The sequence below is a fragment of the Nonomuraea endophytica genome, from assembly GCF_014203235.1.
GTDB classification, from domain to species: Bacteria; Actinomycetota; Actinomycetes; order Streptosporangiales; family Streptosporangiaceae; genus Nonomuraea; species Nonomuraea endophytica.
Genome location: NZ_JACHIN010000001.1, coordinates 241,188 through 264,024, shown reverse-complemented (window position 1 = coordinate 264,024; position 22,837 = coordinate 241,188). Strand labels below are relative to the sequence as shown.

17 protein-coding genes are annotated in these 22,837 nt (G+C 70.0%); 9 read left to right on the top strand and 8 right to left on the bottom strand.

Going from position 1 to position 22,837, the window contains the following annotated elements; genetic code table 11:
• Position 1: 1 nt before the first annotated feature.
• The 3 genes from HNR40_RS01145 to HNR40_RS01135 form a co-directional block, all read right to left on the bottom strand.
• A complete protein-coding gene (locus tag HNR40_RS01145) occupies positions 2–1,144 on the bottom strand; it encodes an acyltransferase family protein (protein ID WP_184957769.1) in 1,143 nt (380 codons plus the stop codon).
• A 171-nt stretch (positions 1,145–1,315) separates the two neighbouring features.
• Positions 1,316–2,917: an LCP family protein gene (locus HNR40_RS01140; RefSeq protein ID WP_312896140.1), complete on the bottom strand. Its 1,602-nt coding sequence runs from the start codon at positions 2,915–2,917 to the stop codon at positions 1,316–1,318.
• A gap of 233 nt (positions 2,918–3,150) precedes the next feature.
• Positions 3,151–4,680 (bottom strand): hypothetical protein, encoded by a 1,530-nt coding sequence (locus tag HNR40_RS01135; protein WP_246508280.1) that lies wholly within the window; start codon positions 4,678–4,680, stop codon positions 3,151–3,153.
• Positions 4,681–4,789: 109 nt separating this feature from the next.
• Between HNR40_RS01135 and HNR40_RS01130 the strand changes: the two genes are divergently transcribed.
• Genes HNR40_RS01130 through HNR40_RS01115 form a run of 4 tightly spaced genes read left to right on the top strand, consistent with a single transcriptional unit; the run spans position 4,790 to position 10,022 of the window.
• Complete coding sequence (locus HNR40_RS01130) at positions 4,790–7,057, top strand: hypothetical protein (RefSeq protein WP_221339877.1); 2,268 nt, start codon at positions 4,790–4,792, stop codon at positions 7,055–7,057.
• Positions 7,058–7,103: 46 nt separating this feature from the next.
• Positions 7,104–7,964 (top strand): hypothetical protein, encoded by an 861-nt coding sequence (locus HNR40_RS01125; protein ID WP_184957767.1) that lies wholly within the window; start codon positions 7,104–7,106, stop codon positions 7,962–7,964.
• Between the two features lie 42 nt (positions 7,965–8,006).
• Positions 8,007–8,936, top strand: coding sequence for a glycosyltransferase family 2 protein (locus tag HNR40_RS01120; protein ID WP_184957766.1), 930 nt, complete (start codon positions 8,007–8,009; stop codon positions 8,934–8,936).
• A complete protein-coding gene (locus HNR40_RS01115) occupies positions 8,937–10,022 on the top strand; it encodes a glycosyltransferase family 4 protein (protein ID WP_184957765.1) in 1,086 nt (361 codons plus the stop codon).
• Here the strand turns inward: HNR40_RS01115 and HNR40_RS01110 are convergent.
• Genes HNR40_RS01110 through HNR40_RS01100 form a run of 3 tightly spaced genes read right to left on the bottom strand, consistent with a single transcriptional unit; the run spans position 9,929 to position 13,143 of the window.
• Entirely contained in the window at positions 9,929–10,954 is a 1,026-nt protein-coding gene (locus tag HNR40_RS01110) for a lysylphosphatidylglycerol synthase transmembrane domain-containing protein (RefSeq protein ID WP_184957764.1), read from the bottom strand. The two genes, HNR40_RS01115 and HNR40_RS01110, sit on opposite strands and share 94 nt — an antisense overlap.
• Positions 10,955–10,963: 9 nt before the next feature.
• The gene (locus tag HNR40_RS01105) at positions 10,964–12,034 is read right to left on the bottom strand and encodes a TFIIB-type zinc ribbon-containing protein (protein ID WP_184957763.1); all 1,071 of its coding nucleotides are present in this window, start codon (positions 12,032–12,034) and stop codon (positions 10,964–10,966) included.
• 23 nt (positions 12,035–12,057) lie between these two features.
• Positions 12,058–13,143 (bottom strand): SPFH domain-containing protein, encoded by a 1,086-nt coding sequence (locus tag HNR40_RS01100; protein WP_221339876.1) that lies wholly within the window; start codon positions 13,141–13,143, stop codon positions 12,058–12,060.
• Between the two features lie 163 nt (positions 13,144–13,306).
• Here HNR40_RS01100 and HNR40_RS01095 point away from each other — a divergent pair, with 163 nt between their 5' ends.
• The 4 genes from HNR40_RS01095 (at position 13,307) to manB (ending at position 17,339) form a co-directional block, all read left to right on the top strand.
• Positions 13,307–14,122 (top strand): class I SAM-dependent methyltransferase, encoded by an 816-nt coding sequence (locus HNR40_RS01095; protein ID WP_184957762.1) that lies wholly within the window; start codon positions 13,307–13,309, stop codon positions 14,120–14,122.
• The gene (locus HNR40_RS01090; RefSeq protein WP_221339875.1) at positions 14,119–15,015 is read left to right on the top strand and encodes a lysylphosphatidylglycerol synthase domain-containing protein; all 897 of its coding nucleotides are present in this window, start codon (positions 14,119–14,121) and stop codon (positions 15,013–15,015) included. Before HNR40_RS01095 ends, HNR40_RS01090 begins: the two co-directional genes overlap by 4 nt.
• Before the next feature lie 93 nt (positions 15,016–15,108).
• A complete protein-coding gene (locus HNR40_RS01085) occupies positions 15,109–16,227 on the top strand; it encodes a glycosyltransferase family 4 protein (protein ID WP_184957761.1) in 1,119 nt (372 codons plus the stop codon).
• A gap of 32 nt (positions 16,228–16,259) precedes the next feature.
• On the top strand, positions 16,260–17,339 hold the full coding sequence (gene manB / locus HNR40_RS01080; RefSeq protein ID WP_246508278.1) for a mannose-1-phosphate guanylyltransferase: 1,080 nt from the start codon (positions 16,260–16,262) through the stop codon (positions 17,337–17,339).
• 270 nt (positions 17,340–17,609) lie between these two features.
• Here manB and HNR40_RS01075 read toward each other — a convergent pair whose 3' ends face one another.
• On the bottom strand, positions 17,610–18,506 hold the full coding sequence (locus tag HNR40_RS01075) for a DNA-3-methyladenine glycosylase family protein (protein WP_184957760.1): 897 nt from the start codon (positions 18,504–18,506) through the stop codon (positions 17,610–17,612).
• 72 nt (positions 18,507–18,578) lie between these two features.
• Entirely contained in the window at positions 18,579–20,105 is a 1,527-nt protein-coding gene (locus HNR40_RS01070) for an alpha/beta hydrolase (RefSeq protein ID WP_184957759.1), read from the bottom strand.
• Between the two features lie 137 nt (positions 20,106–20,242).
• Here HNR40_RS01070 and HNR40_RS01065 point away from each other — a divergent pair, with 137 nt between their 5' ends.
• Positions 20,243–22,789, top strand: coding sequence for a bifunctional FO biosynthesis protein CofGH (locus tag HNR40_RS01065; RefSeq protein WP_184957758.1), 2,547 nt, complete (start codon positions 20,243–20,245; stop codon positions 22,787–22,789).
• The last annotated feature ends 48 nt before the right edge of the window (positions 22,790–22,837 follow it).

The window sequence follows — 22,837 nt, the reverse complement described above, 5'->3', positions numbered from 1 at the left end:
ATTAACTTCCGGAGGGACGGCGGTATAGCCAGGTCAAGCGTGGCTCAAGAACCCACTTGAAGACCGTTCGCGTCTCGGGCAGGCACAGGACGATGGCCAAGGCGAACGCACTGGAGGCGATCGCGAGCACGCCCAGCGGGCCCTGCAGCCAGGGCAGGTCGAGCCAGCCCTGGTCCTTGGCGATCAGCACGGGGATGCCGTGCAGCAGATAGGCGTAGAGCGTGCGGGTGCCGAGGTCGGAGTACCAGGTTTCGCCGCGCGGGACCAGCGACAGCACGGCGAAGCACATCGCCAGCGAGCAGACCAGCAGGCCGGTGCGCACGCCGAGGCCCATCCACCACGACAGGTCCATGTCCTGGTAGCTGTGCTTGAAGTAGAACGGCTTGAGCGTGGGGTCGAACCGGGCCACCAGGATCGAGCTGGCCGCGGCGCCGACCAGCGTGACCGCCGAGACGATCTTGATCCACTTCCGGTTGAGCAGCTCGAAGTGCTCGGGCCGCATGACCAGGCCGATCACGAAGAAGGGCAGCAGGCCGAAGAAGCGGTCCATGCTGAAGTCGCCGCTGATCTGCGAGAACCCGGCGAACAGGTAGATCGCGATGGCGACCGGGATGGGGAACTTCATCCGCTTCCACACCGGCGTCGACAGCCGCCAGAACAGCAGCGCCAGCAGATACCAGTTGAGCCACGCCGGATCGATGATCGTCAGGCTCCACTTCTGCCCGACGGCGGTGCGGAGCACGGCGTAGCCGACCTCGACGATCACGTACGGGATGACGAACGTGTCGACGAGCTTGTTGGTCTTGGCGTTGGAGTTCCAGAAGTTACGCGACAGGTAGCCGCTGATCAGCACGAACAGCGGCATGTGGAACATGTAGATGAAGATGTACAGCGACCGCGAGGAGTCGGTGTTGAGCGTCGGCACCAGCGAGTGGCCGACGACCACCAGCGCGATGAGCACGAACTTGACGTTGTCGAGATACGGGTCGCGCTTCTTGGCCGGCGGCGGATCCTGCTCCCGCTCGCCCTTCTCCTGTCCCCAGAAATCCGCGTCCTGCCCCGGCAGCGGCCACCGGTTCTTGGCGTCGGTGCTGTCCTGCTGCTCGATGGTGGTGGCAGGGACGGAGGACCGGGTGTCAGTCACGTGGCAGACGCTCAGTTCGTTCGGGGTCGGGGGAACGCGACCGCCTGTCTCGACTGACGCCTGGACGACGTCGTACGAGCGCAGTCGCCGACCTCACAACTTTAGCGCCGCAGGACACTCCTGTCTCGGAAGGAGCGCCAAGAACCCCCTATCCACAGGGAACTTGGAGGTTTAGGAGATGCACACGTTGGACTGGTTGGCGCTCACGGTGTTCTGCTTGACGTCCTCGGAAACCTTGGTCACCTTCACGCCCTTCCAGTCGTCGCCGACGATCAGCTGGATCACCGGCGGCTTCCCGCCGTCGACGGGCTTGCCGGCCGGGACGGTGGAGGTGTAGGGCTCGGTGGTCAGCGGCTCGACGCCGCCCTTGGTCGGGGTGACGGCGGGCGAGGCCGCCTTGCCCACGACGCCGGCGTAGTCGGCGCCGTTGGTGGCCTTCTTGCCGTAGCGCAGCTCGGTCTTGGCCACGCTGCCGGTGGCCGGCTTGTAGTTGCCCAGGCTGACGACCCGGAAGCCCTCCTTGGTCAGTTGGTCGGCGACCTCCCTGGCCTTGCCCTGGGTGGCGGTGCCGTTGAGGACCTGGACCTGGACCTGGTCGGGCTTGAGGGCGAGCTTGGGCTTCGCCGACCCGGTGGGGGTGGGCTCCGGCTCGACGATGTCGACGTCGGTCTTGATCATGTTGAAGAGCTCGTTGGCGGCGGGCTGCTTCCAGACGACGCGGTTGGCGTCGGCGGGGTCGGCGCCCCACGGCACCGTGATGAACTTGACGTCGCCCGCGGTCATCTTCGCCGCGCTCTGCGCGATCTGGATGAGCTTCTCCGGGTCGTCGGCCAGGCCCGGGTCCATGGTGACCGACTGGCCGGCCGCCTTCACGAAGCCGGACAGCTTGGGCACGTTCGTCAGCAGCTCGCCGCTGGTGGCCTTCGCGACGACCTTGCCGAGGAAGAGCTGCTGGCGGCGGATGCGCTGGATGTCGCTGCCGTCGCCGTAGTTGCGCAGGCGGACGAAGCCGAGCGCCTTCTCGCCGTCGAGCACGCTCTTGCCCGGCGGCAGCACCAGCTTGGACTTCTTGTCGTTGACGCCGCTCTTGAGGCAGATCTCGATGCCGCCCAGGGCGTCGACGATGTTCTTGAACCCGCTGAAGTCGACCTCGGCGAAGTGCTGGATGGGGATGCCCGTCAGCGTCTCCAGCGTGGAGATCGTGCAGGCGATGCCGCCGGCGTTGTAGGCCGAGTTGATCATGTCGCGGTGGGGCGGCATGATCGCGCCGGTGGTCTCGTTCTTGCACCGAGGGATGTCCACCATCGAGTCGCGCGGGAAGCTGATGAGCTTGGCGCCGTCGCGGTTGGGCGAGATGTGCATCAGGATGATCGTGTCGGTGCGCTTGCCCGCGCCTCTGCGGGCGTCGAGCTGGCCGTAGCGGGCGTTGCCCTGGCCGTCGCGGGTGTCGGAGCCGACCAGGAGGATGTTGAGCGCGCCGGTGGAGTTGGCCGGGCGCGGGTTGAGGATCTGCTCGTTGACGTTCTTCTTGTTGATGGAGCCGAGCGCGTCGCGGTAGAGCGTGTAGCCGGTCAGCGAGCCGGCCACGACCACGCCGGTGAGCCCGATGCTGACCCAGGCCAGGACGCGCATCTTGTTGGGCCCGCCGCCGCTCTTGGCACGGCGGCCGCGGGGCGGCTGGTCGTCGGGGGGCGGAGGCGGTGACGCCGCTCGACGCGGGCCGCGCATGCCACCCGGGTCGGTCTGGGCGTTCCTTCTGTCCTGGACGGACACACTCCGATGGTCACTCATACGCCCCCCTCAGCTCCAACACGGCCCTCCTCTATTCGAAGAAATCGCCAGGCCGTATCCAGCTGGCTCGGTCGCACACTTGCGGCACGAGACTAGGTCACGTACGGCATGCTCGGAGCCATGAACGACCGAATCGGTCGTGACCCCAGCGTGATGTTACAGGGCCAAAGCATACTCAGAGCTGGACATTTCGTGGAATATCATCGTGAAAGTCTTTACGCTTTTGCCAGGTCGGAGCGGGTGCGAAGGGCCAGAGCAAGACACGCCAGAGGTACGGCGGGCAGCACGTACCGGTAGTCGAATTCGGCCACAGCCGCCGGAATCACGAGCAGCGCCACCGCCGTTGACCAGGGCACGATCCACTCCAGTTCCGGCCGGCGGCGGATTACGGACAGCACGGGCGGCGCCAGCAGCACCAGCAGCAGAACGGTCCCCGGCAGCCGCGCCACATCCTGATAAGCCCGCATCCACCCCGCGTACGGCTCCACCACCCGGGTCGCGATCGGCCCGCCCTCGTAGCGCTCGGCCAGCTCCGCGCCCAACTGCGCCGCGTGCCTGCCGGGCGGGCCCGGCTGCCGCGACGGGAACTCGTAGTAGTCGTAGATCTCCTGGTCGGGGTAGACCGGGCGGCCCCAGGTGAACGTACGGGCCAGCTCGGAGGCGATCGAGGCCGCGTAGTCCAGCGGCTGCGAACGGATGGCCAGCAGCGCGAACCGCCCCGCCAGAGCGTCGTTGGCCCGCGAGAACGTGATGCCGGGCAGCCTGACCAGCGGGGTGTCCTGCGACCAGACGTACTCCTGCGAGGGCGGGCGGCGGTCCGGCGGGCGCGGGTCGCAGAGCACGCGCAGATCGGGCGGCGGGTCCATCTTCTGGCAGTCGGCGAACGACTGCGTCCTGGCGTAGAGGAAGACGCCGTTGGCGCCGACCAGGCCGGCGCGGTCGTAGGTGGCGTAGAACCAGCCCATGTACGCCATGACCGGAACCAGGGCGGCCGCCAGCAGGACGCCGGTCAGGGCGAGCTGCCTGCGGATCAGGAACCAGCAGGCCAGCAGCACGACCAGGGGCTGGCCGATCGTCCTGGTCAGGGTCGCGGCGGCCAGGAACAGTCCGACGGCGGTCGCCGTGCGCCAGGTCGTCCGGTCCCGGATCGCCAGCACCACGGCGGCGGTGACCAGGAACATGAACAGGGTGTCGGAGACCAGCAGATGTTCCAGCTCGATCTGGTACGCGTCCAGGAGGACCGGGGCGGTCGCCAGAGTCCTTACCCAGGGGCGGGCCCTGCCGGCGGCCAGGTAGATCATGACCCCGACCGCCAGGCCCATGAGGTGCTGCACCGCTGTCACGGCGGCGAAGCTGCCGAACGGTTCCAGGAGCTTGAGGAACATGGAGTAGCCGGCCGGGCGTACCAGGTCGGGGCGGGGGCGGAAGACGGTGACGATGTAGGTGTAGGAGTCCGGGAACCACAGGGCCGGACGGAACCCGAGCATCGCCAGCAGTCGCAGGACGGCACCGGCGGCGAACAGCCCCACGAACCAGCGGTGCCGCTTTACAACCCGGACGACCGCCGCCGCTGTCTTGGCGGCCGACTTTCCGAGGCCGGGTCCTTCGGCCGCCGGGGCCGCTGCGCCGGGCTCCTCCGGCGTCGGCATCGCAGCGTCGAGTTCCTCCGACGTCGGCACCGCAGCGCCGGGCTTCTCCGATACCGGCACCGCCGCGCCGGGCTCTTCCGGTGTCGCCTCCTTCAACGGCCCTCCCCTGTTCACCGCCGTCCGGCCGTACGCTACCGGCTTCCATACGTTTCGCGATCTCAGGCGGGCGTGTTGTCGGCCCCGTTGGATACCCTCGCGATCAGCGATGGCACCCTCCCGGCTCCGGCCCGACGAGACGCGGAGGCCGTCGGCGGGCCGGGTGCTCGCGACGGCCTCGCTGCTGCCTGCCCTGGCGGTGGCGGGCTGGCTGCTGGCCGGGCTGCCGCTGCTGATGGCGGGGGCGTTCCGGCCGGTGTTCACGGTGGTGCTGGCGCTGCCGGTCATCGCGCTGCTGTGCTGGGCGGGGCTGCGGCTTCTGCCCGAGGCTGTGGAGGCGACCGGGCGGCAGACGGCCGGGGTGCTGACGATCGCGGTGGGCTCCGGGGTCTTCAACGCGATCTTCCACAGCGAACAGCTCATCGTCCGCCGCGACCCGGCCACCTACGCGCAATACACCGCCTGGATCGCCGAGCACGGCTCGCTGCCCATCCCGTACCAGGAGCAGGCCTTCGGCGGCCCCGACCCGGCGCTCGTCTTCGACAGCGTCGGCTTCTTCGACTTCGGCGGGGCGGTGGTGCCGCAGTTCATGCCGGGCCCGCCCATGCTGTTCTCGGCGGCCGACTGGCTCGGCGGCCTGCTGCTCGGGCCCCCGGTGCTGGGGGCGCTGGCGGTGCTCACGGTCGGCGGGGTGGCGGCCCGGCTGGCGGGCGGCCGGTGGGCGCCGGTGGCGGCGCTGGCGTTCGCGGTGAGCATGCCGATCCTCTACACCTCGCGGACCACGTTCAGCGAGATCCCGTCACTGATCCTCCTGTTCGGCGGCCTCTCCCTGGCCCACGACGCTCTGACCCGCATCTGGACCCCCCACCCGACCGGCCGACCGCGTGTCCTTGCGGCAGGGGGGAAGACCCGGGGTACCACCGCCACGCACGTCCTGCCCAGGCAAGAAGACCCGGCCGTTCCCGGCAGCGGGAGCACCGCGAGCGCGACGACCGGTGATGCCAAGACCCTCACGAGCGAAGAAGCCGCTCCGGAGCTCAGCACCGCAGCAGACGGGTCCGGCTCCGCAGGGGCAGTTCCCGGTGGGGTTCGGTGGGTTGCCGGGCTGGCGGGGCTGGTGTTCGGGTTGGCCACGCTGGTGCGGATCGACGGGTTGCGGGATGTGCTGCCCGTGCTGGCCTTCGCGGGTCTGCTGGTCGCCATGAGCCGGTTCCGGCGGCCGGTCGGCGTGCTGGGGTTGCCGCTGCTGGGCGGGCTGGTGGTGGGCGTTGGGCTGGGGTTCCTGGCGGCTTACACGTTCGCGCGGCCGTATCTGGCCTATCTGTCCCGTTCGGTGGTGCCGCTGCTGTTGATCTGCGGCGTCGTTCTGGTTTTGACGGTTGTGGGTACTGCTGTCGCCCCCCGCCTGGCCAGGATCCGGCTGCCGAGGCGGCTGCCGGAGATCGGTGCGGCGCTGGTGGCCCTGGTGATGGTCGGCTTCGCGGTGCGGCCGTGGGTTCAGACGGTGCATCGGCAGCCGGTGAGCGGGGACGACGTGCGGACGGCGCGGTTCATCGAGCAGACGCAGAAGGCCAACGGCCTGCCGGTCGACGGAACACGGCTGTACTTCGACGAGTCGCTCTACTGGGTGATCTGGTACGTGGGCGTCCCGGTCGTGGTGCTGGCCACGGTGGCGGCCGCCGTTCTGGTGCGCAGGCTGCTGCGTGACGCCTCCGCGTTCGAGTGGCTGCTGCCGCTGGCCGTCATCGGCTGGACCACCGTGACCACGCTGCTGCGTCCCGAGATCACGCCTGACCAGCCGTGGGCGGCGCGCCGCCTGGTTCCGGTGGTGATACCGGGGCTGATCGTGCTGGCGGTGTGGGGGCTCGACTGGGTGCGCGATAAGATCCGCAGGCTCGGGTATGGCTCGCGCGTCCAGGCCTGGACGGCGGGCGTCGGGACGGTTCTCATCCTGGTCCCGCCGGTCATCACCTCCATCGGCACCGCGTTCACCCCGATCGAGCGGGGCGAGCGCGCGGCCGTCGAGGCGATGTGCCGGGCGATCCCGCGCGACGCCTCCGTCCTGATCATCGAGCGGGTGACGGCCGACCGCTTCACCCAGGTGGTGCGTGGCATGTGCGGCGTCCCGGCCGCCGATGTGCGCCGGGAGCAGGGCTCGGACACGGCCAGGAGGGAAGACGTCGACCGGCTGGTCGCCGGGGTGGAACGGGCCGGCCGCACCCCCGTGATCCTCGCGGCGGACGCGGACCAGGTGCGGTTCTACGGCCCGTTCGAGCAGGTCATGGCCCTGTCCACGCGCCAGGACGAACGTTCGCTGACCGAGCCGCCCAACGGCACCTGGAGCCTCCGGATCAACGTCTGGATGTCCAACCCTTAAAACCCCATTTGACCTGGATCGTGGGTGATCGCGATTATGTGTCGCCATGAGGCGTACGTGGGTGGTCGCGGCGTTAACGACGGCGCTGGCGACCAGTGGAGTGGGCTCGGCTGCGGCCGACACCCCGGAGGACAGAACTCTGGGCGAGACCTCGGTGAACGAGGCTCCGGAGAGCAGGGACGCCGAGCCGGGCGCCGGTGACGTGAGCGTGGAGTCCGGGACCGGCGCCGACGGGGTGGTCGCGGCCGCGGTCTCGCCGCTGCAGACGCCCAAGGCCGCCTGGCCGGTGACGGGCCGCCTGACGGTCTACCTGTGCTCCAAGGCCAGTCTCCAGAAGAAGTGCGACGGCCGCGGGCCGACCGATGAGCAGAAGCGGAAGATCGAGCGCCTGCTGAAGCGGCTGTCGGGGCTGTCCGGCGTGCGGTACGTCTCCGAGGACGAGGCCTACCGCAACGCCCGCGAGGACGGCCTGCGGGTGCGGAAGGGCGCCATCCCGGCCTCCTTCCGGGCGGAGGTCAAGGTCCCGGACGTGAAGCTGGGCCCGAAGCTGGAGAAGCTGCCCGGCATCACCACGGCCAGGGTCTGGCGGACGGACTTCTGGGCCGGGAGGGCGCAGGCGAAGGTCGAGCTCTGCGGTCCGGCCAACTGCCCGGGTCGTGGCGCGATCACCGACCACGAGCGGGACGCGGTCTTCGAGGCGCTGCGCACCCTGCAGGGTGTGAAGAAGGTCTACCTGGAGTCGCGCCGGCACGTGATCGACAACTGGCGGCGCGTCACCTACGAGAGCAGGACGCCGGTGGTGGGGGAGATCTTCCATCTCACGCTGACTGACTCGTCGGTGTTCGAGCAGATTCGGCCAGCTCTGCGGGGTCTTCCGGGGGTGGATCAGGTTTCCCGGCATCGCTGATGTGGACGCCGCGTTGTGCTGGGCAGAGTACCCTCGACCGACGTGAGCACGCCTGAGACCCCCCAGAGTGGACCCGCCGTGGAAGAAGCGCCGTACGTCACGATCGTCCTGCCCTGCTACAACGAGCAGGATCACGTCATCGACGAGGTCGAGCGAATCACCAAGGCGATGGACTCCAGCGGCTACACCTACGAGCTGGTGGCCGTCGACGACTGCTCGACGGACGCGACGCTGGCGAAGCTGCAGGAGGCCGCCCCGCGATTCCCGAACATGCGGATCCGGGCGTTCCACCGCAACGGGGGATCGGGCACCGTACGCAGGATCGGCACCCAGGAGGCGCGCGGCGAGATCGTCGTGTGGACCGACGCCGACATGACCTACCCGAACGAGCGCATCCCCGACCTGGTCCAGATCCTGGAGAAAGACCAGACGATCGACCAGGTCGTGGGCGCGCGCACGTCGGAGGAGGGCTCGCACAAGCTGCTGCGGGTGCCGGCCAAGTGGGTGATCAGGAAGGTCGCCGAGAAGCTCGCCGGCCAGAAGATCCCGGACCTCAACTCCGGTCTGCGGGCCTTCCGCAAGTCGGTGGCGCGGCCGTACCTGCGGCTGCTGCCTCCCGGGTTCTCATGTGTCACGACGATCACGCTGTCGTTCCTGTCGAACCAGCACGACGTCTACTACCTGCCGATCGGCTACGCCAAGCGGGCGGGCAAGTCGAAGTTCAGCTTCGTCTCCGACGCCTACCGCTACATCCTGCAGGTCCTGCGGATGATCATGTACTTCAACCCGCTGAAGGTTCTGATGCCGCCGGCGTTGTGGCTGGTCGGCATCGGGATCGTCAAGGGCGTGTGGGATATGGTCCAGCATCCGTTCTACTTCCCGGCCAACACCGTGATGATCTTCCTGTCGGGCATGCTGATCGGCTCGGTCGCGCTGCTGGCCGACCTGATCGTGCGGAGCAGGGGCGAGTAGGTGCGGATCGCGATCGTCGGCCCGACGTACCCGTACAAGGGCGGCGGGGCGCAGCACACCACCGAGCTGGCGCACCGGCTGAGCGCGTTGGGGCACGACGTGGTGATCGAGTCGTGGAAGGCCCAGTATCCGGGCTTCCTCTATCCCGGTCAGCAGACGATCTCGGCTCCTGAGGGCCGGCCGTACCCGAAGACGCTGCGCAGGCTCGACTGGCGGCGGCCGGACGGGTGGGTGGCGTGCGGGCGGCGGTTGCGCGGCGCCGACCTGGTGATTTTCGCGGTGCTCAGCCCTGTGCAGGTGCCTGCTTATCTTGGGATTTTGTATGGCTTGGGCCTGAGGAGCTTGCGACGATACGGCATGGCGGGCAAGGCCACGGCTGTGGCTCTTTGTCATAACGTGTTGCCGCACGAGCGCAAGCCTTATGACAGGCCGCTGATGAAGGCGCTGCTCAAGCGGGTCGACCGGGTGCTGACGCACTCCGAGCAGCAGGCGGCGCTGGCCGGGGAGCTCACATCCAAGCCGGTCCGGGTGGCCGCGATGGCGCCCCACCTTCCCTCGAAAAATGCCGAAAAATCGGGGGAAGTGCACAACAATCTGCTCTTCTTTGGGATCGTCCGGCCGTACAAGGGGCTGGATCTGCTGCTCAGGGCGTTGCCCGACGGGGTCGGGCTGACCGTCGCCGGGGAGTTCTGGGGCGGGCTGGAGGAGACCGAGCGGCTCATCGCGGAGCTGGGCATCGGCGACCGGGTGGAGCTGCGGCCCGGGTACGTGGCCGCCGAGGAGGTGCCGGGGCTCTTCGCCCGCGCCGACGCTCTGGTGCTGCCCTACCGCAACGCCACCGCCAGCCAGAACGTGTGGCTCGGCCACGAGCACGGCGTCCCGGTGATCGCCACCCGCGTGGGCGCGCTCGCCGACCACGTCACCGACGGCGTGGACGGCCTGCTGGCCGAGCCCGAGGACGTCGAAGGGCTCAGGAAGGCGATCGAACGGCTCTACGCCGACCCGGTCGGGTTGCGCTCCGGGGTCAAATCAGTGGATCCCGAGCCGTTCTGGTCGGTGTACACGGCGGCCTTGCTGGACTCCTGACGGCCCAGCAGGAAGGCGACTCCGGCCGCGGTGGCGTCGGCCAGCGTGAAGGCCACGCGCGACAGCAGCGCCACCGCGAAGGCCGCGCCCGTGCCGATCAGCGGGGTGAACACCAGCACCAGCGCGCCCTCGCGCACCCCCACCCCGGCCGGCACCACGAACGTCAGCAGCCCGGTCGCCCAGGCGAAGGCATAAGCGCCGGTCGCCAGCACGTAGAGGTCCCACCGGCCGGCCAGCAGCATGGTGTGCACGCCGTAGATCAGCCAGCCGAGCGCCGTCCACGCCACCGCCACCAGCACGGTACGGCCAGACACCACGCTCCCGTGCTTGTTGTCGCGCCCGCTTCGGGCTCCGTTGGCTCCTTCGTCGCTCTCTCCGCCCGAGCTCCTGCGCTCGAGGGGCTCCTTGCGCGCCAGCCGCAAAGCCAGGTTGAGCCCCCAGGTCAGCACCTTGGGATGCAGGCAGACCACGATGACCGGCACGATCAGCAGCAGATACCAGGCCTTGCGCAGCGCCTCGTGCGTGGCCAGCGTGGCCGCGGCGATCGTCAGCGCCACCCCGAGGTTGATCACCAGCGAGAGCGAGATGCAGGCGAACGTGCGCCGCGGCGGGCTGCCGTGGTCGCGCCCGAGGTCCATCATGGCCGCGTAGGCCCAGACCGAGCCCGGGATGTATTTGCCCAGCTGGCCGACGAACATGATCCGCCCGCTCACCCGCAACGACAGCGGCGAGCCCAGCCCGGCCAGCACCTCCCGCCAGGCCACCAGCATGCAGAACTGCCCGGCCAGCACCGCGGCGAACGCCCCCGCCAGCGCCCAGGGCGACAGACCGGACAGCGCGGCCGTGGTCTCGTCCCAGTTTCTGGCCAGGCCGTACCCGAGGAATCCGAGCGCGACCAGCGCGAGCAGGACACGCAGCAGGCGGCGGAGCATTCGCCAAATCTACGCGCGGTTGGCGATGATTAGCCAGACGACGAGGCCGATGAGCGCGGCGACCGCCAGCACGGTAAGGGTGATTTTGACCCAGCTGTAAGGGCGCTGACCCTGAACCTCCCCGGTGACGCCGTTGATGAGCACCTGGTAGGTCTTGCCGCCGAACAGGTAGCAGCCGATCCACACCGGCAGCAGCAGGAGCTTGAACCTGACATCGGTGTACGTCGTGTCGACCGTGCTCACGCGCTGCTCGTCGCCGCCGATGTCGCGGCGGCAGTCCTGCTCGATGACCTCGGCCATCTCCTGCTTGGCGGTCTCGATGCCCTGTTCCGGCTCGACCTCGTAGCGCAGGGTGTGGTGGCCGGAGATGTAGGCGGGCTCGAAGGGGAGCGCCTGGCCGGTGGGCCACGGCTCCAGCTCGGCCAGCTGCTCGGGGGTGACCCGGTGGGTCGCGGCCACGAGCACGTCGTCGAAGTGGCGCGAGACCGTGCCGGAGGCCGGCCACCAGCGGGTCTTGCGCACCCGGCGGGTCTTGGTCTGGCCGTTCTCCGTGTAGGTCTGGGTGACGTAGTAGTGCTCGCCGCGCGAGCCGGTGTAGTCGGACGTGGTGCCGGAGTCGAAGGTCCAGTGCGGGACGTACGTGGATTTCATCGACTCCGCCTCGCTGACCTTCTTGAGGCGGTTCGGGGCGAACCAGCGGGACTTCACCCACCCGCGCAGCGCCGTGCGCGAGCCGTTCTTGTCCAGCGCGAACGGGACCACGGCCTCAGGCGCGATCTGGTCGCCCGCCGTGGTGTCCGCGACCAGCGCGGCGCCGCAGAACTGGCAGCTCTTCGACAGCGCGTCGCTCTCCGTGCGCGCGCCACACCCGGGACAGGCACTCTGGTGTACGGCTACCGCCGCCACCCGCGGCTTGGCCAGGAAGGCGGCGTAGTCGTGTTCGCGCACGGCCCGTGCCGGGGCGGCGATGCGCTGCTCGAAGCCGCAGTAGGGGCAGCGCTGCACGCTGGTGCCCGGGGCGTAGGCGACGCTCGCGCCGCAGCCGGAGCACGGATGGGTGGTCTGTGCGGGGGAGGACAAGGTCCGGAGCCTTTCTGCGGTCTTCAGGCGGGCGGCAGCGGCGGGGGCGTGTGGGCGAGCAGCCCGGCCAGCTCGGGGACGTCCCGGGCGGGGGCCCACTGCGCCATCCCGGCCTTCCACACCAGCGTCTCGGGGGTGAGGCCGGAGAGCGCTTCCTGGTCATAGGGGCCCTTGCGCTCGCCGCCGACGCCCACGTACCACTGCGCGGAAGGCAGAGGCGGCGGTGCGGCGGGCGGGGGCGCGGCGGGTGGCGGGGTGAAGGCCGAGGCGGCGACCTGCTGGCCGGCGACCATGCCGACGCCGAGTCCCATGGCCCCGTTGGGGTTCTCGGCGGCGGCCTCCACCGCGTTGGCCGCCTGGAACTGGGCGTAACGTCCCAGGTCGCCGACGATGCCCATCTGGGTGCGCTTGTCCAGCGCCTGCTCGACCTCGGGCGGCAGCGAGATGTTCTCGATGCTGAAGTTCGGGATCGAGATGCCCACCTCGGCCAGGTCGGCGCTGAGCACCTCGGCCAGGCGGCGGCCCATCTCGTGCTGGTTGGCGGCCAGGTCGAGCACGGGCACCCCGGCCGTGGCCAGCGCGGGCGCGAGCCGGCTGACGATCATCTGGCGGAGGTAGCCCTCGACCTCCTCGGTCCTGAACTGCTGGTCGGTCCCGGCCAGCTCGGTCAGCAGCTTTCTGGCGTCGATGACCCGGGCGGAGTAGGCGCCGAAGGCGCGCAGCCGGATCGGGCCGAACTCGGCGTCCCTGATCATGACGGGGTTCTGGGTGCCCCACTTGAAGTCGCTGAACTGGCGGGTGCCGACGAAGTACACCTCGGCCTTGAAAGGGGAGTGGAAGCCGTGCTTCCAGCCCTTGAGCGTGGACAGGATCGGCAGGTTCTGGGTTTCCAGCGTGTACGTGCCGGGCGGGAAGATGTCGGCGATCTGGCCCTCGTTGACGAAGACGGCGACCTGCGACTCGCGCACGACCAGGCGCGCGCCCATCTTGATCTCGTTCTCGTAGCGGGGGAAACGCCAGACGATGGTGTCGCGGCTGTCGTCGAGCCATTCGACGATGTCGACGAACTCTCCCCGGATCTTGTCGAACACGCCCACATTTCCCCCCATGGTCGGAAATATCTGGCGGGCACGCTACCAAAGGGCGTTTGACAACTGGTTAACGCGCGAGCCCGGTACCCTTGGGCAGCGTGGCCGGGGCCAACCCGGCGCACCGAGCGGAGTGGTCGCGAGGAACGAGCGCCCGCGGAGAAGGAGGAGCGGCGAGCGACCCATGAGCAGGCAACAGCAGCTCGAATACTCCGAGTTCCAGGCGGCGATGCTCGACGAGGGCAAGCGCCGCCGCAAGGCCGCGAAGATCATCGCGGTGCTGGAGCACTTCCACGGGCCACTCGCGGGGCTGACCGTGGGCGACGTGGGCTGTTCCGCCGGTTTCATCGCCGACGAGCTGGCCGACGCGGGCGCCAAGCACACGCTGGGCATCGACATCGACGTGCCCGGCCTGCGCAAGGCCGCCGACCGCTTCGGCGAGCGGGTGGCGTTCGTCTGCGGTGACGGCACGGCGCTGCCGTTCCCCGACCGCTCGGTGGACGTGCTGGTCTTCAACCACATCTACGAGCACGTGGTCGACCCCGACGCGGTCGTCGCCGAGATGCACCGGGTCCTGGCCGACGACGGTGTCCTCTACCTCGGCCTCGGCAACCGGCTCGGCATCATGGAACCGCACTACAAGCTGCCGTTCCTGTCCTACCTGCCGCCGTCGCTGGCCGACCGGTATGTGCGCGCCTTCGGCCGCGCCGACCACTACTACGAGCGCTTCCGCACCCGGCGCGGGCTCAAGCGCATGCTGCGCGCCTTCCACGTCTGGGACTACACCTTCCCCGTGCTGGCCACGCCGACCCGCTTCGCCGGTGGCGAGCTGTTCCCCGGCGTGCTGGGCAAGGTGGTGCGGGCCGTACTGGCGAAAACACCCCGTGAGGTGCTCAAGCTGCTCCTTCCGGTCGTGCCGACCTACCTGTGGGTGGCCACCAAGACGCCGCGCCGTCCGCGCGGCGCCGCACTCCCGCAGCCGCCGGAAAGAGTGCTTTGAGTACGGCGGAGCCGCGCACGGCCCGCCGCTCCGTGGTGAAGAGGGTCGTCAGGTTCGGCTTCCTGGCCATCGCCCTGGGCTTCGGCACCTGGGCGGTCGCCTCGCAGTGGGACGCCGTGGCCGCCGGGTTCGCGAAGCTGTCGTGGCCCATGGTGGCCGCCTCGCTGGTCGCGGTCGTCGCGGCGCTGCTGGGCGCGATGCTCACGTGGCGCACGCTCCTCGCCGACCTGGGCTCGCCGCTGCCGTTCAGGCCGGCGGCCAAGGTCTTCTTCGTGGGCCAGCTCGGCAAATACATCCCCGGCGCCGTCTGGCCGGTGATCGCGCAGATGGAGATGGGCCGCGACCTCGGCGTCCCCCGCGCGCGCAGCGCCGCCGCGTTCTTCCTGATGATGCCGATCCAGCTGGCCACCGGCCTGCTCGTCACGCTCGGCACCCTCGGCTGGGACCGCTACGGCTGGCTGCTGCTGGCCCTGCCGGTGATCCTCGTGCTGCTGGAGCCCAAGGTCATCAACGCGGTGATCGGCTTCGGGCTGCGCAAGCTCAAGCGCGAGCCGCTCGAACGCCCGCTCACCCGGCGCGGCATGCTGACCGCGCTCGGCTGGGCGCTGGCCGGGTGGACCGCCTACGGCGTGCACCTCTACTTCGTCGCGCCGCAGACCGGGCTGCTCTTCGCGATCGGCGCGTTCGCGCTGTCGTGGTGCCTGGGCATCCTGACGTTCGTCGTGCCCGCGGGGGCGGGGGTGCGCGAGGTGGCCATGGTGGCGGTGCTGTCACCGGTCATGGACAGAGGCTCGGCGATCGCCGTGGCCCTTGTGTCAAGGATTGTCATCATCGTCGGCGATCTGATCTGCGCGGGTATCGCCGGATTCGTTGCGCGTCGCGACCGTGTGTGATTTGGACCACGCTTTTGGGGACGCTGGTCTTAGGCTGAACAAGAGAGGGGGACAACCGGTCCCACGTTGATCTTGAGGGGAGAAGATCTTCGTATGCCTCGTGTACTTGTCGACGCCGCCGCGGTCCCCGCTGACCGCGGTGCGTTGATCCGATATGTAGACGGCCTCATCGGCGCCCTTCACCGGGCCGGGGCCGACCTGGTGGTGGTCTGCCAGCGCTCCGACGCGGAGCGTTACGGCAGGCTGGCGCCATCCGCGCGGATCCTGCCAGGACCCGTCGCCATCACCAACCGGGCCACCAGGCTCGCCTGGGAGCAGACCGGGGTACCACTGCTCGCCCGGCAGACCGGCGCCGACGTGATCCACGCGCCCTATTACTCCATCCCGCTGCGCTCCGGCCTGCCGACCGTGGTGACCGTCCACGACGTCACCTGGTTCACCGAGCCCGACCAGCACGACACGGTCAAGGCATCCTTCTTCCGCTCGGCCACCCGCACCGCGGTGCGACACGCCCGGCGGGTCATCGTGCCGTCAAAGGCCACCCGCGACGAACTCGTCCGCGTCCTGGCCGCCGACCCCACCCGCATCGACGTCGCCTACCACGGCGTCGACCAGGAGATGTTCCACCCGCCGACCGAGGAGGAGACCCGGCGCGCGGCCGAGCGGTGCGGACTGCACGACCAGCGCTACGTCGCCTTCCTCGGCGCGCTGGAACCACGTAAGAACGTTCCCAACCTCATCCGCGGCTTCGCCATGGCGGTCAAGAGCCTGCCCGACCCGCCCGCGCTGGTGATCGGCGGCGGCGTGCACGAGGACGACGTCGACGCCGCCTGCCGGGAGGTCGAGGCCACGGTCAGGGTCATCCGCCCCGGCTATCTGCGCAGCCCCGACCTGCGCGGGTTCCTCGGCGGCGCGCTGGTCGTGGCCTTCCCGTCGAAGGGCGAGGGGTTCGGGCTCCCGGTGCTGGAAGCCATGGCCTGCGGCACTCCCGTGCTCACCACCCACCGCACCTCGCTGCCCGAAGTGGGCGGGGACGCGGTGGCGTACAGCGAGCCGGACGCCGACAGCATCGCCACGGCGCTCGGCCAGCTCCTCGCCTCCTCCGAACGAAGGGCGCAGCTCCACCGGGCCGGACTGGCGCGGGCCCGGGAGTTCACCTGGGACGCCTCGGCCGAGGCACATCTCAGCTCCTATCAACGGGCGGTCGAATAGTTGGATAACCTCGCGGAGTGATGGAGAGCTCTTTGCCAGACCTCGAGGCGATCCTCCTGGTCGGTGGCCAGGGCACACGCCTGCGCCCGCTGACACTGGGCACGCCCAAACCGCTGCTGCCAACCGCCGGTGTGCCGTTCCTGGCGCACCAGCTCGCGCGCGCCCGCTCGTTCGGGGTACGCCGCATCGTGTTCGCCACCTCCTACAAGGCGTCGATGTTCGAGCCGGTCTTCGGCGACGGCGCCGACTTCGGGCTCACGCTGGAGTACATGACCGAGGAGACGCCCCTCGGCACCGGCGGCGCCATCCGCAACGCCGCGCAGGCCCTGACCGTCTCCTCCGACGCGCCCGTGCTCGTGCTCAACGGCGACATCCTGTCCGGCCACGACATCGGCGACCAGATCCGCGACCACGTCGACCGGCAGGCCGCCGTCACCCTCCATCTCACCGAGGTCGACGACCCCACCCGGTTCGGCTGCGTGCCCACCGACTCCACGGGCCGGGTCACCGCGTTCCTGGAGAAGACCCCCAACCCCGTCACCAACCGCATCAACGCGGGCTGCTACGTCTTCACCCGGTCGGTGATCGACTCCATCCCGGCCGGAGAGGTCGTGTCCGTCGAACGGCAGACCTTCCCCGGGCTCATCGAGTCCGGCGAACTCGTGCTCGGTTACGCCGACCGCACGTACTGGCTGGACGTCGGCACACCGGCGGCGCTCGTCCAGGGCTCCCGCGACCTCGTCCTCGGCAAGCTGGCCTCGCCCGCGCTACCCGGCCCGACCGGCGAGCACCTGGCGTTGCCCGGCGCCCTTCTGTCTCCGGAGGCCAAGGTGGTGGGCGGCACCGTCGTGGGCGCCGGTGCCCAGGTCGAGGCGGGGGCCACGGTGACGGGCAGCATCCTGCTGGACGGCTGTGTGGTGGGCGCCGGTGCCACGGTGACCGACTCGGTGGTGGGCGCTGGGGCGCGGATCGCCGCTGGTGCGGTGGTATGTGACGCGCTGATCGGCGACCGGGCCGTGGTGGGAGCGGGCAACGAACTGCAGGCCGGCATCCGGGTATGGCCCGACGTCCACCTCCCGGACTGCGCGGTCCGCTACTCCAGCGACGTCTAACCCACCCACCCCAGACCCGCGCTCCCTGAACACCGGGGGCGTGGGTTGTCGCGTGCGCAGGGTCCCTCCGATGGGACGGACACGCGGCGCCCGGACACCCGGCGCCCGGACACCCGGCGCCCGGACACAGGCGCCTGGACACCCGGCGGAGCGCCCCGCCGGGAAGCGGTGGACCGGGAACCAGAGGGTCACGCCGGCGGTTTCGTGGCAGAGGGCTCGCCGGGAAGGGAGCCCGGAGGGCCGGTGCCGGGGGTCTTGGCGTGGGTGGGGTTAGAAGGTGCGGTAGTCGCGGATGGGCATGCGGGGACCGCGGGGCGGGGGGCGGAGGCCGGTGAGGCCGATCAGGACGGTGGCGCGGTGGCGGTGGCCGGTGTAGGGCTCCAGGAGGCGCATCATGCCGGGGTCGTCCGCCTTTTCGCCGGTCAGGGCGTAGCCGACGATTTTGGCCAGGTGGTAGTCGCCGACGCTGACGGCGTCCGGGTCGCCGAAGGCGCGTTGGCGGACCTCGGCGGAGGTCCACACGCCTATGCCGGGGAGAGCGCGCAGGAGGCGGTCGGCTTCCGCGCTGGTCGATGCGGACTCTAGTTTTTCCACGTGCCAGGCCGCTGTGGCGATGGTCTTGGCTCGTACGGCTTCCGCACCCGACCGGTGCCAGGCCCAGATGGGGATTTCGCGCCAGACTCCGGGTTCCGGCACTACGCGCATGCCTTCGGGAGCAGGGCCGGGGGCGGGTTCGCCGTAGCGGTTGAGCAGCCAGCGCCAGGCCCGCCACGCCTCGCGGCCGACGACCTTCTGCTCCAGGACGGCGGGCACGAGGGCTTCCATGACGCGGCCGGTACGCCCGATCCGCAGGCCCCGATGCTTCCGGAAAACGTCCTCCAAAACCGCATGTTTCACGGTAAATCCGGAAATGTCGTCGTCGCCCCCCATCAACCCGGGCAACGTCTCCAGGAGCCAGTCCGCACCGGGGCCCCACGCGTGGCCGTACACGGTCGAGGACTTGAGGGAGACGCGCAGGGTGCCGGGGCCGGCGGGCGTGCGGGACGTGCGCCAGATCGCGCCGTCGCGCCCCTGCCGCCAGGTGGGGTCGCCGCCGCCGTGCCGGTGCGGGCCCACGACGAGGCCCACGTCAACGGGCTCGTCGGGCGTCCACGCTCGCTCTTTCACGCCTCCAGTGTGCCCGTACCCGCGCGGCCTGGACGACCGCGCGGGCCAGGGGACGGCGTCAGCCGTACCGGATCAGGAGGGGAAGCCCCATCCTGGGGTGCCGGGCTTCGGCGGCGTGAACTGCCGCAGAGACCTGACCTCGGACGGCGGGACCGCGGGGCAGCGGGCGCCGGGCGCGGGCAGGCGCTGGGTGAGCAGGTACGCGTCGATCGTCCCGGTCGCGCAGGCGCCGCGGCCGTAGACGATGTGGCCCCAGCCTTCGTAGGTGAGCAGCCGGCCCGAGCGGCCGAGCTGCCGCGCGGTGCCGAGCGCCCACGGGTAGACCGTGGCCGGGTCGTGCAGCGAGTTGGCCACCAGCAGCGGGGTCTTGGTGCGGACCTTCAGCTCGTGCTGCGGGTTGGGGATCGGGGCGGGCTGGCCGAGGCAGGAGACGACCGGGAAGATCGCCAGGCTGCTGTAGCGCATGTCGGGCGCGATCTTGCTCTGGCGGCGGACGTGTGAGTTCCACTCGCGGAAGTCGCGCACGGGCAGGCGGAAGTCCTGGCAGAAGATCTGGAACGGGTTCGGCTGGACCTCCTGTGCACGGTCGAGGGCCGGGGTCAGGGTGCCCGTGCTCAGCGTTCCGGTGCTGAGCAGCTCGTCGATGCCCTGGGAGAGCTGCGGCCAGCCGCGCGGGTCGTAGAAGTTGCCGACCGCGAAGCCGATGATGTCGAAGGCGGTGAGCTTCACGCCGGGCTGTCCGGGGGCGTGAATCTCGCCGCGGTCGGCGCGGGCCAGGAGGTCCTTCCAGATCGCCCGCAGGTCCTTGCCGTGCTGCAGGCAGGAGGTCTCACGCTTGCACCAGGCGGCGAACTCGTTGAACGCGTCCTGCGCCCCCCACGTCTCGGTGTCCATGAAGCCGCGGGTGCCGAGGCTGTGGTCCATGGTGCTGTCGAGCGTCAGCGCGCGTACACGCTGGGGGAAGTTCTCGGCGTAGAGCTGGCCGAGCAGGGTGCCGTAGGAACCGCCCCAGTAGGTGATCTGACGCTCGCCGAGCGCGGCGCGGAAGGCGTCGAGGTCCTTGGCGGTGCTGAGCGAGTCGACGTGGTCGAAGACCGGGCCGGTGCGGGCCCGGCAGTCGGCGCGCAGCCGCTCGTTGTAGGCCAGCCGCTCGTCGAAGTCGGCCTGGTTCCGCATCAGCGGGTGGGGCGACTCGGCCAGCACCGCGGTGGAGCAGAGCACCGGGTTGCTGCGGTTGGTGCCGCGCGGGTCGAGCCCGACGACGTCGAAGCGGCGCAGGAGCTCGGGGCTGAGGTACTGCGGGGCGAAGAGCACCTCTTCCACCCCGGACCCGCCGGGCCCACCCGCGCCCAGCACGAACGCGCCGATCCTGGCGGACGGGTCGGTGGCCTTGCGCCGCGCCACGCCGACGTTGAAGGTGCCGCTCGCTGGGTTGTTCCAATCCACGGGTACGGCCAGCGTGCCGCACTCGACGGCCGGATCCTCGGGACACGGAGCCCACGCGACGGACGGCTTGGCGGGCGTCGCGGCCGAGGCCGTGGGCGCCAGCAGGGACAGGGGAACCAACAGCCCTGTTAACAGGGCGGCGAATCTTCGCATGACTTGATCATCAGTTGCGGAACCCGGTCAGGGAAAGGGACTTGAGGAGGGTTGGAGGAGTAGGTCGTAGGGAGGAGTGGGCGTCATACCGAGGGCTGGGTGCGCTACAGAGACTCAGAGGGTCGTATCGTGCCGCTATGACTGTGGTCAGTGATTCCGCTCTGCGCAGGGCGCTCGCCCGCGCCCGCGATGGCAAGGCGCTCGACGTCACCGAGGCGACCGTTCTGCTGCACGCCCGAGACGGGCACCTCGACACTTTGCTCGAACACGCCGGACGTGTGCGTGACGCCGGGCTGCGCAACGCCGGGCGGGACGGGGTGATCACGTACAGCAAGAACGTGTTCATCCCGCTGACCCGGTTGTGCCGCGACCGCTGCGGCTATTGCACGTTCGCGACGGCCCCGCACAAGCTGCCCGCGCCGTTCCTCAGCCCCGACGAGGTGCTGGAGATCGCCCGGCAGGGCGCCGCGCTGGGGTGCAAGGAGGCGTTGTTCACGCTCGGCGACCGGCCGGAGGACCGCTGGCACCAGGCGCGCGAGTGGCTGGACGCGCACGGCTACGACGACACGATCTCCTACGTCCGCGCGATGGCGATCCGGGTGCTGGAAGAGACCGGCCTGCTGCCGCATCTGAACCCGGGCGCGCTCACCTGGCGCGACTTCCAGCGGCTGAAGCCGGTCGCCGGGTCGATGGGGATGATGCTGGAGACCACCTCCACGCGGTTGTTCACCGAGAAGGGTGAGGCCCATTACGGCTCGCCGGACAAGGACCCCGCGGTGCGGCTGCGGGTCCTGGAGGACGCCGGCCGCACGAACGTGCCGTTCACGACCGGCGTGCTGATCGGCATCGGCGAGACCGTCCAGGACCGGGCCGAGTCGATCTTCGCGATCAGGAAGGTCGCCCGCGAGTACGGCGGCATCCAGGAGGTCATCGTCCAGAACTTCCGCGCCAAGCCGGACACGGCGATGCGCGGCATGCCCGACGCCGACCTGCGCGAACTGGCCGCCACCATCGCGGTCGCGCGGCTGGTGCTGGGCCCGAGGATGCGCATCCAGGCGCCGCCGAACCTCATCGGCGGCGAGTTCGAGCTGATGGTCAGGGCGGGCATCGACGACTGGGGCGGCGTCTCGCCGCTCACCCCCGACCACGTCAGCCCCGAGCAGCCGTGGCCGCAGATCGACGACCTGGCCGCCCGCACCGAGGCCACCGGGTACGGCATGCGCGAGCGCCTGACCCTCTACCCGGAGTACGTGCTGGCCGGCGAGCCCTGGACCGATCCCCGCGTGATGGCGCACATCAGGGCGCTGGCCGACCCGGAGACCGGCCTGGCCAGGGAGGACGCGGTGCTGACGGGCATCCCCTGGCAGGAGCCGGACGGCGGCTTCTCCGCCTCGGGCCGGGTGGACCTGCACACCGCCGTGGACACCGAGGGCCGCACCAACGACCGCCGCGACGACTTCGACCACGTCTACGGCGACTGGGACGCGCTGCGCGAGCGGCTGCCCGCCGCGGCGCCCGCGGCGATCCTGGGCGACCTGAGCCAGGCGCTGCGCCGCGCCGCCTCCGACCCGGCGGGCCTGAGCGACGCCGAGGCGGTGGCGCTGCTCGGCGCCGACGGCGAGGCCCTCGACGAACTGGCCCGCATCGCCGACGACCTGCGCCGTGAGGCCGCGGGCGACGACGTGACCTTCGTCGTCAACCGGAACATCAACTTCACCAACGTCTGCTACACCGGCTGCCGTTTCTGCGCCTTCGCGCAGCGGCGTACCGACGCCGACGCCTACACGCTCAGCCTCGACCAGGTCGCCGACCGGGCCGCCGAGGCGTGGCAGGCGGGCGCGACCGAGGTCTGCATGCAGGGCGGCATTCACCCCGACCTGCCGGGCACCGCCTACTTCGACATCGCCAAGGCGGTCAAGGCGCGTACTCCGGACATGCACGTGCACGCGTTCTCACCGATGGAGGTGGTCAACGGGGCCAGCCGTACCAACCTGTCGATCGAGGACTGGCTGCACGCGGCGAAGGAGGCCGGGGTCGACTCGCTGCCCGGCACCGCGGCGGAGATCCTGGACGACGACGTGCGCTGGGTCCTGACCAAGGGCAAGCTGCCGACCAGGGAGTGGGTCGAGGTGATCACCACCGCGCACAAGGTCGGCCTGCCGACGACCTCCACGATGATGTACGGCCACGTCGACAACCACCTGCACTGGGTCAAGCACATCAAGCTGATCAGGAGCCTGCAGCAGGAGACCGGCGGCTTCTCGGAGTTCGTGCTGCTGCCGTTCGTGCACCACAGCGCCCCGATCTACCTGGCCGGCATCGCCCGGCCCGGCCCGACCGCGCAGGAGAACCGGGCCGTGCACGCGCTGGCCAGGATCCTCCTGCACGGCTCGATCAAGAACATCCAGTGCTCGTGGGTGAAGCTCCAGGACGACCTGTGCCGGCAGGTGCTCCAGGGCGGCGTCAACGACCTGGGCGGCACGCTGATGGAGGAGACGATCAGCCGCATGGCCGGTTCCGAGAACGGCTCCTACAAGACGATCACGGAGATCGGCGAGATGGTCGCGCCGACCGGCCGTCCCTTCCACCAGCGCACCACCGAGTACGGCCGGCCGGACGCGGAAAGGCTGGCCGCTTCGGCCAAGAGCGACGGCGTCTGCCGTAGCGTCCTCAGGATCGTTTAGTTATAACAAGTTCTACCTGACCTTGCGCCGCCCCCGGGCGGCGCTGGG